Below are 12229 nucleotides of genomic sequence, written 5' to 3'. Positions count from 1 at the left end.
CTGGAAAGATATTTTGAATGCCTGCAAATAAGCCTTTTTGTCAGAAAAAATGGGAGTTATGACAGCTGTCGCCATCAGCCGCGGTTATTGCGCAGAATAGAGAAATTCAACGCCGCCGCCACACACAGCCAGGCCAGATACGGAAACATGATCAACCCGGTGATCAAATCCAGGCGCAACGCCAAGAACACCATCGCCGCGACCACCAGCCACAGCACCAGCAGAATCACCATGGCAGCTGCCACCTGATGTGCGCCGAAGAACACCGGCGTCCACAACGTGTTCAAGGCAATCTGCGCTGCCCACAGCGCCAGGACCGTCTGACTGCCAGGAATCAGGCTCAAGCGATAGCCGGCCCAGGCCAGCAATAGATAGATTATTGTCCAGGCCACCGGAAACGCCCAATTGGGCGGGGTGAATCCGGGTTTATTGAGCCCTTCGTACCATTGACCGGGTTTGAAAATCACCCCGGTAGTTGCTGCAGCGCCGCACGCGATCAGAAAAATCAGAAAAGTCACCATTTATCACTCCTTGGCCGCAGCCACTCTGTCTGGGGTTATAGCGTCGCAACGGTCGCTCATTCGGATTTCATCGCCATCAGGTCACTGACCCGCGCCACCAGCGTGTCGACGGCAAACGGCTTGGTCAGCACCTGCATGTCCGGGCCCAATTGACCGGCGCCAATCACCGCGTTTTCTGCGTACCCGGTAATGAACAGGGTCTTAAGGTTCTGGCGGATTTCCCGGCCGGCGTCGGCCAGTTGCCGACCGTTCATGCCACCCGGTAAGCCGACGTCGGTAATCAGCAAGTCGATGTGAATGTCCGAGCGCAACATCTTCAGCCCAACCACACTGTCAGCGGCCTCTATCAAGGTGTAGCCGAGATCGCCGAGTACGTCAGTCAACAGCGCACGCACCGTAGGCTCGTCGTCCACAACCAGAATCGTCTCGCCTGCCTTGGGCAAAGCGGCCGGCGCATTGTCCTTGTGATCCTGATTCGCCACGGGCTCGCCATGGTAACGAGGCAGGTAAATGCACATCTCGGTGCCATGGCCGACCTGCGAATGCACGCGCACCTGGCCACCGGACTGCTTGGCGAAACCGTAAATCATCGACAGCCCCAGCCCCGTGCCCTGGCCCAGCGGTTTGGTGGTGAAGAACGGATCGAAGGCCTTGGCGATGACATCCGCGGTCATGCCGGTGCCGGTATCGGTCACGCACAGACACAGGTATTCGCCCTCGGGCATGTCCAGGGTGCGCGCCGTCTCGCAGTCCAGCGTGCGGTTGGCTGTTTCGATGGTAATGCGCCCGCCGTCCGGCATCGCGTCGCGCGCGTTGATGCACAGGTTGAGCAGGGCGTTTTCCAACTGGCTGGCATCGACCAGCGTTGGCCATAGCTCGGGCGCGGCGCGGGTTTCCAGGACGATGCTGGGGCCGACCGTACGCTGGATCAGTTCGGTCATGCCGGTCATCAGCGTGTTGACATCGGTTGGCCGCGGATCAAGGGTCTGGCGTCTGGAGAACGCCAGCAGGCGGTGGGTCAGTGCGGCTGCACGTTTGACCGCGCCCTGGGCAGTGACCATGTACTTGTCAACCTCACTCAGCCGGCCCTGGCTTATGCGTGCGCCCATCAGCTCCAGCGCGCCGGAAATGCCGGCCAGCAGATTGTTGAAGTCATGTGCCAGGCCCCCGGTCAGTTGGCCGACGGCCTCCATTTTCTGCGACTGGCGTAGTTTCTCTTCGGCCTGCATCAACTCTGCGGTGCGCGATGACACGCGCTGCTCCAGCGTATCGTTGAGCGCGCGCAACGCAGCGATGGCGCGGTCGCGCTCCGCTTCGACATTGCGCCGTTCCTCGACATCGATCAGCACGCCGGGAAAGCGCAGCGGCGTTCCATTATCGGCACATTCCACACGGCCGTTGGCCTCGATCCACTGGTATTTGCCGTCACCGCGGCGCACACGGTACTGGTGGGAGTAGGCACCACCACGGCCGATGGCTTCGTTGATCGCGCTGGTCAGTCCGTCCTTGTCGTCGGGGTGCACTGTGGTGATCACTTGCTCGAGGCTCAGCCCTTCGCGGCCCAGCGCCGGGTCGAGGTCAAACACCCGGGCGAACGCTTCGTCCACCGCGAAACGATCGGTAGGCAAGTCCCAGTGCCAGGTGCCGATGATCGCGCCGGCGGCGAGCGCCAGTTGCACACGCTCGACGTTTTCCCGCGCAAGCGCTTCACTGGCACGCAAGCGCTCCTCGGCGTCGCGCCGCTGAGTGACGTCGTTGAACAGGATCGCGATCTGCCGGTCAGCCGGATCGCCGACACGCACCGCGCGCACGTCGAACCAGCGTTCGAAGGTGTTGGCGTAGTTCTCGAAGTTCGCCGGTTCGCCGGTCTTGGCCACATGACCGTAGGTCTCGAACCAGAAGCTTTCCAGATTGGGCGCGAACTCTGTCACCCATTTGCCGCGCAGGTTGACCCCGCACTGGCGTTCGAATGCCGGGTTGGCTTCGACGAAGTAGTAGTCGACGGGTTTATCGTCGGCGTCGAATTTGACTTTGACGATGGCGAACGCCGATTCGATGGTTTCCAGAATGGTGATGAAGCGTGCCTCGCTGCGGGCGAGCGCATCCCGACTGGCTTGCAGTTGCGCCGCCATGTCGCGATCGAGGTCAACGACCTGCGTGTCGACCAGGGTGCTCTGAAGCGCCGCGCGCAATCGCCTTACCTCTGACTCAAGCGCTTCGCGACTAAGGTGTTCAAGGGTATCCATGTGACCTGCTTTGTTGAATTTTCAGGGTCTGGCTTCATAGCGCGCGTAGGCACAACGCGAGCAGTGGACGTTGCGCTCGCAGGCGACTCGAGCGCCGATCATCCGTTGACCGGGCGCGCTGTGCTTAAGTTTCACCACCCGCGCAAGCGAGCGTTCATTTCAAATCGACTCGCCATTATCCAGGCGGGCCAACAGGTTCTGCCCGCGTTGCCACAACGCATCCTGCTTGGCTTGCGGCATACGGTCCAGGTTCTTGTACATCATCGCCATGTGCTGATTGCCGCGCAGCAGATCACCGTGGCGCATCAGGAAATGCCAGTACAACGAATTGAACGGACAGGCATTGTCCGCCGTGCTTTCGCTGACCTTGTAGGCGCAACCTCGGCAGTAGTCGGACATCCGATTGATGTATTGGCCACTGGCGCAATAAGGTTTGGAACCGAGATAACCGCCATCGGCGTGCATGACCATGCCCAGCGTGTTGGGCAGCTCGACCCAGTCGAAGGCGTCCATGTAGATGGCCAGATACCACTCACAGATCTGGCTCGGCGCGATGCCGGCGAGCAGGGCAAAATTGCCGGTGACCATCAGCCGCTGAATGTGATGCGCGTAGGCATGCTGCAGACTCTGGCCGATGGCCTGGCGCATGCAGTTCATCTGCGTAGCACCGGTCCAGTAGAACTCGGGCAATGGCCGGCTGTTGCCGAATGCATTGCCCAGTGCGTAGTCCGGCATTTTCAGCCAGTACACGCCGCGCACATATTCTCGCCAGCCGATCAGTTGGCGAATGAAGCCTTCGGCCGCATTCAGCGCAATCCTTCCTGACCAATAGGCCGATTCGACATCGCTGCACAGCTGTCGCAAATCCAACAGGCCAATGTTGAGTGCGGCGCTGATCCGCGCATGAAACAGGAACGGTTCATCACTGGCCATGGCGTCCTGATAGTCGCCGAATCCTGCCAGACCATAATCCAGAAAGTATGCCCACAGCGCCTGCGCGTCGGCATGGGTGACCGGGTAGTTGAAGTCGTCGAGTGTGCCGTAGTGCTGGCTGAAGCGCGCCTTCACCAACGCAAGCACTTCACGGGTGATGGCGTCGTTGCTGAAGCGGACCGGGTAGGGGGCCTTCACGCCTTTGGGCAGGGCCTTGCGATTTTCCGCATCGAAATTCCACGCGCCGCCCACCGGCGTGCCGTCGCCGTTGAGCAGCAAGCGACTCTTGCGGCGCATCTCGCGATAAAAGAACTCCATGCGCAACTGCTTTTTGCCGGCAGCCCAAGCGGCAAACTCGGCACGACTGCACAGAAAACGCGTGTCGGCGTGCCAATAAACGGGAAGACCACAGTCCTTGATCGACTGCTCCAGTCGCCAGTCCCCGCACTCGGTGATGTGCAGTTCCTCGACCTGCAGCCGCTGTTGCCAACGGTGTAATTCCCCCGGCACTGAACCGCTATTGTGCGGATCATCCAGGGTTACATATTCGACACGAACGCCCTGATCTCGCAGTGCCTGTGCGAAATGACGCATGGCGCTGAAGATCAGGGCAATTTTTTGCGGGTGGTGCGGCACATGGCTGGCTTCTTCCATGACCTCGACCAGCAGCACGGTGTCGCGCTCGCTATCAAGTGCCTGCAATGAAGCCAGGTCGAAGGACAACTGATCGCCCAGCACCAGGCACAACCGACGATTCTGGTTCATTCAGTGCGATCCGGCAGCATTCGTTTCATAACGGTGTGGTCAGCGAAAACGGAATGCGCAGTTCTTCGACGGGCCCGCTATCACGCCCGCACATTTCGTCGTGCACGCATTGCTGCACCAGCACGCAGGGGAATGCCGGCACAGTCTGCAGCAAGTCACGCAGATGGGTGATTGAACGCAAGTGCATCGGTTTCGCCGCGTCGTCGAGCAAGGTGAACTGGCCGTGATCCAGACGGATGCGGGCCAGGTAAAAACCACCTTCAAGCGACAGCAGTTCCAGCTCACGTATTTCGCTGTTGGCCGCACGCTCGGTCAGGGTTTGCAGATTCATGCTTCACTCCTTGCCTATCAATTCAGCACTGTTCATTGGTTTTCCCCCGCGCCCTGGCGACGGAAGAACAAGGTCACCTGGCCGACTTCAACACCGAGCTTGGACATGCTGGTGCGGTTGATCAGCGTGTCCTCGTCCATCTGGTACATCCAGTCGTCCATGCTCATTTCATAGGTCGAGCCATCGACCGGCAGATTCAGGTGATAACGCCAGTGCAACGCATTGCCGGCGACCTGGCCTGTGGCGACACCCACCACGTCACCCGCACGACCGCTCCAGCGTCCCTGGCCCTCCGGCGTCAGGGTCCAGACGCGACGTTGGCGCGTGCCGTCGCTGTACAGGAAGTGCTCATCGAGAATCAGGTTGTCGCCTTTACGATGGCTGACGATGTTGACCTCGAACCGCTTGACCACTTCTCCGGAGCGCTTCTGAAACATCCCCCAGGCTTTCACGGGTTTGCTGAAAAAGCGCTGCAGATCCAGCGCCGGTTGCTGATCCGCATAGCGGGCGACATCCACGCTGCCGCAGCTTGCAACGCCGAGTAACAGAGCCAGTAAGAGCACAAGTCGGGCCATTGCCGTTCTCCCTGAGTGCACAGGTATGGAGGGTGAAGTTGGGAATATCGTGCTTGTACAGTGGGTTTGCCGTGTACAGGTTTATCGCACCTGTCGAAGGTCGGAAATCAACTTCGCCGCCCGATCAATTGCAGGAACTCCTGACGCGTCGTGGAGCTGTCACGGAAGGCGCCGAGCATCACCGAGGACGTCATGATCGAGTTCTGCTTTTCCACGCCGCGCATCATCATGCACATGTGTCTTGCTTCAATGACCACGGCCACCCCGGCGGCATCGGTGATCTGCTGGATCGCCTCGGCGATTTGCCGGGTGAGGTTTTCCTGGATCTGCAGGCGACGGGCGAACATGTCCACCACGCGCGCTACCTTCGACAGACCCAGCACTCTGCCGGTGGGGATGTACGCCACGTGCGCCTTGCCGATGAAGGGCAGCATGTGGTGCTCACACAGGGAATAGAGCTCGATGTCACTGACGATGACCATCTCATCGTTCTGCGACTCGAACAGCGCACCGTTGGTGACGTCTTCAAGGCTCATCGTGTAGCCATTGCACAGATACTGCATCGCTTTGGCCGCACGTTTGGGCGTATCCAGCAGGCCTTCACGCTCGGGGTCTTCGCCGACGCCGATGAGGATTTCACGGTAATGGCTGGCAAGTAGAGGATTCATTCAGGGTTCTCGCGGCGGTGCTGTGCGTGAGGGCCAATCCATAGCGGAAGAGTTGTACGCAATGAAGTGCTTTGTATAGGTTTTATTCAAGATAGGCTGAAAAAATCCACCTGACAATGAATCGGAGATCTTTTTTGTGCAGATGCGAGAACCTCACATCGCAGCGCGTGAGGGTGGCGGGTGTAGCGGGGAGGAGAGGATGCGCTCCCGGGAAAATGGGAGCGCGGTGCGAATTGGCTGAATTATTCGCTGTAGGTCGGGTAATCCACATAGCCTTCGGCATTGCCGCCGTAGACCGTGGCGTGATTCAACGGATTGAGCGGCCAGTCATTGGCGATGCGCGCCTGCAGGTCCGGGTTGGCCATGAACGGACGACCGAAAGCCACCAGATCGGCCAGTCCCGACTCAAGCAATTGTGCGCCGGACTCAGCGTTGTAGCGCCCGGCATAGATGATCGCGCCACTGAAGGTGTCGCGCACTGCACGGCGGAAGGTCTGCGGCATCACGGGCGCGTCGTCCCAGTCAGCTTCAGCGATTGACAGGTAGGCAATGCCCACATCCTCAAGCACCTTGATCGCTTCGATATAAGTGGTGTGCGGGTCTTCTTCCACCATGCCCAGATAGGTTCGCGCTTCATCGGTGGTGGTGAACAATGGCGCGAACCGCACGCCGACTTTCTCCTTGCCGATGCACTCGGCGACACCCGATACCACTTCGCGCAGAAAACGCAGGCGGTTGTGCAGCGAGCCACCGTACTGATCGGTGCGCACATTGCTGTGGGCAGAAATGAACTGGTTCACCAGATAGCCGTTGGCACAGTGCAGTTCGATCCCGTCGAAGCCGGCGTCCATCGCATTGCGCGCCGCCTGAATATAAAGCTGAACCAGTTCCTGGACTTCATCGGTGCTCAGCGCTCGCGGCGCGGAGGGTGTAACCAGCTCGCCAGCACCCGGCGCGGTTTCGATGAACACACTGACACGCTCGGTGGCGATGGCAGACGCTGAAACGGGTGCCGCGCCATCGGGCTGCAACGCGGTGTGGGACACACGTCCGACGTGCCAAAGCTGCGCGAATATCACGCCGTCCTTTGCATGCACCGCTTCGGTGACTTTGCGCCATCCGACAATTTGTTCAGGGGTATGAATGCCAGGGGTCCAGGCGTAGCCCTGACCGCGAGGCTCGATCTGCGTACCTTCGGTGACCAGCAGACCGGCGCCGGCACGTTGCTGGTAATACTCGGCCATCAACGCGTTGGCGACATTGCCCGGTTGTGTGCTGCGCTGGCGGGTGAGGGGAGGCAGGACGATGCGGTTTTTCAAGGTATGCAGGCCCAGGGTGACGGGGGTGAAGTAAGGGCTGTTTTTCATGTAATTCCTGTTTTGATCTTATTAGACCAGTCGACTAGTAATGCGGTAAAAAAAACACCGTGCGGGATGCGCACGGTGTCGGGGGCGCTGGAGGGCTCAGGCCAACAGTTTCAGCAGTTTTTCAGCGACGGCTGCCGAGCTGGCAGGGTTTTGACCCGTCACCAGTTGACCATCGGTCACCACGTGAACCTGCCAGTCAGCCACTTTGGAGTAACGCCCACCGAGACGCTGAAATTCGTCCTCGATCAGGAACGGCACGACATCCGTCAGGCCCACAGCGGCTTCTTCAGCATTGGTGAAACCGGTGACGTTCCGGCCTTGAATCAACGGTTTGCCATCGGCAGCAACAACGTGACGCAGAACGCCCGGTGCATGGCAGACAAAACCGTGAGGTTTGTTGCTGCGGTCGAAGGCTTCGATCAAGGCGATCGAGTGTTGGTCTTCGGCCAGATCCCACAGCGGGCCATGGCCACCGGGATAAAACACGGCATCGAAATCGCCAGCATTGACATCCGCCAGGCGCCCGGTATTGGCCAGCGCCTGTTGGGCAGCAGGGTCTTTGCGGAAGCGGTCGGTTTCAGCGGTCTGTGCATCGGGTTCATCGCTTTTCGGATCGAGCGGTGGCTGGCCGCCGGCCGGCGATACCAGGGTGATCTGCGCACCGGCATCCTTGAAGGCGTAATAGGGAGCTGCGAACTCTTCGAGCCAGAAGCCGGTTTTCTTGCCGGTGGTGCCAAGCTGATCGTGGGAAGTCAGAACCATCAAGATTTTCATAGAGCGCCCTGTGTTGGTCTGGTGTCCTCGACGGGTTCGTCTGCGACACCTCGGAAGGAGTGACGGGCACAGAATAGATTTATATTAGACCGGTCGTCTAGTAAATTTTTGCGACCGTGTCCTCGAGTGGTCACTGTGGCAAACTGCTGCTCATCAGAAATATACGACTGGTCTAATGTTTGGTATTTTGCGCCCCATGAAACCGACCTACGACGATACTCGCCAACACTTGCTCGACACTGGCCACCGCATGATGGCCGAAAAGGGCTTCACCAGCGTTGGCCTGAGCGAGATCCTGCAGACCGCCGGTGTGCCCAAGGGCTCGTTCTATCACTATTTCAAATCCAAAGAGCTCTACGGGCAGGCGCTGCTCGAGGATTACTTTGTCGGCTACCTCGCAGACATGGAACGACGCCTGACTCTGCCTGGGCTAAGCGCTTACGAGCGGCTGATGGATTACTGGCAGGGCTGGCAGAATCGTTGCACCCTGGAAGGCCATGGCGATGAGTGCCTGGTGGTGAAGTTGAGTGCGGAAGTCGCCGACCTGTCCGAGTCAATGCGACTCACGCTGCGTGACGGCGCCGAGCGCATCGTTGCGCGTATCACGACGTGCCTGGAAGAAGGGCAGCTGGATAAAAGTCTGCCGGATACCGACGCTCGCCAACTGGCAGAAACCCTTTATCAACTCTGGTTGGGCGCCAGTTTGTTGAACAAGCTGCAGCGAACGGGACAATCGTTGCAGACGTCGATGTTGATGACGAAGCGGCTTCTGGACAACAAAGGCTTATAGCGATTTAGCCACGCGCACGCCTGCATCGTTACGAGCAGGCCGAGTGGTCGGCTTCGCCATGATCTCTGTCCTCAGTTGCAATACGCTGACGACCGTCTGAACCGTTGTGAATGGAATTCAAGTACCGATAAAGCGTCTGCCGGCTGATATCAAAGTCACGCGCCAATTTGGATTTACTTTCTCCGGCGCGGGCTCGGTGAATTAAGCTGACAACCTGATTGTCAGACAGTTTTTTCTTGCGACCTCTGTAGGATCCGCGAATCTTTGCGGTGGCAATTCCTGCTGCCTGCTTTTCCCTCGTCGCATTGCGCTCAAACTCTGCGAGCCGCTCCATTACCGTAATGATGGGTTCCACAACTTCAAGGCAGTCGTGCCGGAAAATCAGGTTTTCTTGAAGAAACTCCAGCGTTACCTGCTTTTCAATCAACCGGCGAATGATGGTGCACAGTTGCTCGGTACTGGTAGTGAGCGATGCCATGCTGTCCACTACCACAGTGTCCCCGCATTGTATGTAGCGAATCAGCCTTTCAAGGCCTGCGCGATTCACGCCATTGTCTGCTGCGTTATCGCAAAACGCTGCGTCAAATACATCTTGGCTCGTTAGTTTCTCTAACGTGTCCTTGGAATTTGCTAGAGAAAGCCGGAAATATCTGATGCGGTGCAGTCTCATGGTGCCTCCTTGGCAATACTTGTACGCAGTCCTTCTGAACTTGTACAAGCTGTAACTAAATTATTAATTCCTTACACAAATAACTGTAACGCTGAACCCGCCCAAAATACACAGTTGCAAAGACCTGAACTTACCTTATTATTTTGAAGCCTGGAATGATTCTAGCAATTTTTTTGAAAACAGTCGGCTTCGCATCTCTTGAATGAAGTGCGCGAACTCGCGCACCTAACTTGAATGCCTGGTTTTTAGCGTTCAAACCACTGATTTGTCCGGCTTGACGAGGCTGGCAATACCCCGACGCAAGCAGAGGATGAATTGATGAATGTCTTGAAGAAAGCCATCGAAATTGATCGCCTGAATACCGATCAGGAAAAAATTGATGAAGTAACCCGGCGAATTACCGAACACGGAAATTACCTGCGCAAGCGCTATCCGCTCCTGCAGTATCAGAATGCTCTGGGGGCGAGTGTCATGGCGTTTTCCCTGGTGGGGATGGCCGTTACGGGAGGCCTTTACCTGAAGGGTTTCATCCCAGGATGGACGTGTATTTTAATCAACGCGCTGCTGACTTCGTTCATTCATGAAATCGAACATGATTTGATCCATCGGCTTTATTTCAGAAAACAACCGCTGGCTCATAATGCCATGATGTTTTTGTGCTGGCTGGCCCGGCCGGGAATGCCCAGCCCCTGGTTAAGACGCGATCTGCATTTTCATCATCATAAGGAGTCCGGAACTGCTTCGGATGTCGAGGCGTGGATCACGACCAGCGGCAACCCTTGGGGAATACTGCGGTTATTGAAACTGATCGATGGATTTCTGTTTGGTTTTCTAAATGCGATTTTAGCGCCGGGATGGCGGCAAAAGGTAAGATTGTTAGGCAAGATTGTTCGACTCAATACACCGTTCGGTCTGTTGTATTGGGGATGCTGGCATGTATTCCTCGGCTACCATTTGTATATCGGACTTGGGTCAATCATGGGGGCGGAAGTTTACAGTTCTGCCGCGACGCTGGAATTAATGAATATCGTCAATAGTGCAGTGGTCATCCTTATTGCGCCAAATATGATACGGCAGTTCTGCCTGTTCTTTATTAGTTCAAATATGCACTATTATGGTGACGTTGCTCCGCGCAATGCGTTACAGCAAACACAGGTAATGAACCCTTGGTGGTTGTGGCCGTTTCAGATGTTCTGCTTCAACTTCGGCAGCACTCACAGCATTCACCATTTCGTTGTGCGAGACCCGTTCTATCTGCGTCAGATGACGGCACCTTATGCGCATAAGGTCATGGCAGAGGCGGGGGTCAGATTCAATGACTTTGGCACTTACAAACGGGCGAATCGTTTTTCCATGGAGCACTCTCAAACCCGGTCGCGTGGTTGAGTTCCTTCACAAACATCATTTGTTTGAAGCATTTCAAGACGAGGATTCCTGATATGAGAGCGCAAGGGATGTGTGCGAAGCCGTTCGAAGCGGTCAAACAGGCTTTCGAGGACATGTTTGATGATCCGCAGGAGCGTGGTGCCGGACTCTGCGTGCAGGTGGGCGGAGAAATGGTTGTCGACCTCTGGGCCGGCATGGCGGATCTGGAGGGCACGAAGCCTTGGGCCCGCGATACGCTCGCCAATACCTTTTGCGTCATAAAACCCTATGTCGCCGTGGCGGTTCTGATGTTGGTCGAGGAGGGCAAGCTGGAGCTGGATGCGCCCGTGGCCCGTTACTGGCCTGAGTTCGCCCAAAGCGGGAAAGCAAAGGTCACCTTGCGTCAGGTAATGAACCACACCGCAGGCCTGCCGGCGCTGCGAGCACCCGACCATAACGCCAGGATGTATGACTGGGAGCATATGGTGCAGGTCCTGGCGGCCGAGCCGCTTTGGTGGGAACCGGGAACAGACCTGGGATACGGCACCACCACCTTCGGCTGGATTCTCGGTGAGTTGATTCGTCGGGTGGATGGACGAGATCCATGCGTCTTTATCCATGAGGAGATTCTGGATCCCCATGACCTCGACGTTCACCTTGGCGTGGATGAAAAACACTTTCACCGTATCGCGCGATTCGACAGTGCCACAGGGCGAGTCGGGGACCCTTACTCGCAAGCGTTGCGAACAGTGCTGAAAAGCGAGCCATCGCACATCGCGACATTCGCCTTCACCAACCCCGGAATGGTACCTAGACGAACCAGTGACCCGCGCTGGTGGGCCTATCGGCAACCGGCTGTATGCGCACATGGGACGGCTCACGGCCTGGCCGGTTTTTATAGTGCATTACTGGCGGGAAACTTTATCGGTCGCGAACTGCTCAGTGAGTTCACTCGAGAGCACAGTCATGGCATGGATCGGGTATGGATGCGCCCAATGCGTTACGGATTGGGCTGCATGCTGGAGCAGCAACGCGACCCCGCAGCTTCCCACGCAATGGGCCCGGGCACCTTTGGTCATATCGGCCTTGGCGGCCCGATCAGTTTCGCCGATCCCGAAACGCAAGTGAGCTTCGGTTTTGTCACCACGACGTCGGGCAGTCATTCGATGATTGATCCGCGCCCTGGCCGGTTGTCATCCCTCGTCTATGCGGCGCTCTGAGCGA

General features: G+C 57.5%; 12 protein-coding genes. 3 read left to right on the top strand and 9 right to left on the bottom strand.

Annotation, left to right across the window (positions count from 1 at the left end):
* Positions 1-74: 74 nt before the first annotated feature.
* From V9L13_RS06815 to V9L13_RS06780, 8 genes are all read right to left on the bottom strand, one after another.
* The gene (locus V9L13_RS06815; protein WP_338802840.1) at positions 75-518 is read right to left on the bottom strand and encodes a TspO/MBR family protein; all 444 of its coding nucleotides are present in this window, start codon (positions 516-518) and stop codon (positions 75-77) included.
* A 59-nt stretch (positions 519-577) separates the two neighbouring features.
* On the bottom strand, positions 578-2767 hold the full coding sequence (locus tag V9L13_RS06810; protein ID WP_338801968.1) for an ATP-binding protein: 2190 nt from the start codon (positions 2765-2767) through the stop codon (positions 578-580).
* Positions 2768-2926: 159 nt separating this feature from the next.
* A complete protein-coding gene (locus V9L13_RS06805; RefSeq protein WP_338801967.1) occupies positions 2927-4465 on the bottom strand; it encodes a cryptochrome/photolyase family protein in 1539 nt (512 codons plus the stop codon).
* A 25-nt stretch (positions 4466-4490) separates the two neighbouring features.
* A complete protein-coding gene (locus V9L13_RS06800; RefSeq protein WP_047597295.1) occupies positions 4491-4796 on the bottom strand; it encodes a DUF6482 family protein in 306 nt (101 codons plus the stop codon).
* 32 nt (positions 4797-4828) lie between these two features.
* Positions 4829-5371 (bottom strand): DUF3833 domain-containing protein, encoded by a 543-nt coding sequence (locus tag V9L13_RS06795; RefSeq protein ID WP_338801964.1) that lies wholly within the window; start codon positions 5369-5371, stop codon positions 4829-4831.
* A gap of 107 nt (positions 5372-5478) precedes the next feature.
* Positions 5479-6039, bottom strand: a complete 561-nt coding sequence (gene folE, locus V9L13_RS06790; protein WP_226499362.1) for a GTP cyclohydrolase I FolE — start codon at positions 6037-6039, stop codon at positions 5479-5481.
* A 242-nt stretch (positions 6040-6281) separates the two neighbouring features.
* The gene (locus V9L13_RS06785; protein WP_338801963.1) at positions 6282-7406 is read right to left on the bottom strand and encodes an alkene reductase; all 1125 of its coding nucleotides are present in this window, start codon (positions 7404-7406) and stop codon (positions 6282-6284) included.
* Between the two features lie 96 nt (positions 7407-7502).
* On the bottom strand, positions 7503-8180 hold the full coding sequence (locus V9L13_RS06780; protein WP_338801962.1) for a type 1 glutamine amidotransferase domain-containing protein: 678 nt from the start codon (positions 8178-8180) through the stop codon (positions 7503-7505).
* A 196-nt stretch (positions 8181-8376) separates the two neighbouring features.
* Between V9L13_RS06780 and V9L13_RS06775 the strand changes: the two genes are divergently transcribed.
* Positions 8377-8970, top strand: a complete 594-nt coding sequence (locus V9L13_RS06775) for a TetR/AcrR family transcriptional regulator (protein ID WP_338801961.1) — start codon at positions 8377-8379, stop codon at positions 8968-8970.
* A gap of 28 nt (positions 8971-8998) precedes the next feature.
* On the opposite strand, the gene V9L13_RS06770 is transcribed toward V9L13_RS06775, so the two are convergent.
* Positions 8999-9640 carry a recombinase family protein gene (locus tag V9L13_RS06770; RefSeq protein ID WP_262141863.1) on the bottom strand — a complete coding sequence of 214 codons (642 nt, stop codon included), beginning with the start codon at positions 9638-9640 and terminating at the stop codon, positions 8999-9001.
* Between the two features lie 318 nt (positions 9641-9958).
* On the opposite strand from V9L13_RS06770, the gene V9L13_RS06765 reads away from it, so the two are divergent.
* Positions 9959-11026, top strand: coding sequence for a fatty acid desaturase (locus tag V9L13_RS06765; protein WP_338801960.1), 1068 nt, complete (start codon positions 9959-9961; stop codon positions 11024-11026).
* Between the two features lie 53 nt (positions 11027-11079).
* On the top strand, positions 11080-12225 hold the full coding sequence (locus V9L13_RS06760) for a serine hydrolase domain-containing protein (RefSeq protein ID WP_338802839.1): 1146 nt from the start codon (positions 11080-11082) through the stop codon (positions 12223-12225).
* Positions 12226-12229 lie beyond the last annotated feature (4 nt).

It is taken from the genome of Pseudomonas sp. RSB 5.4 (assembly GCF_037126175.1).
Lineage (GTDB): Bacteria > Pseudomonadota > Gammaproteobacteria > Pseudomonadales > Pseudomonadaceae > Aquipseudomonas > Aquipseudomonas fluorescens_H.
The sequence above is the reverse complement of the archived record's forward strand: the minus strand, read 5'-3'. Positions and strand labels throughout refer to the sequence as shown.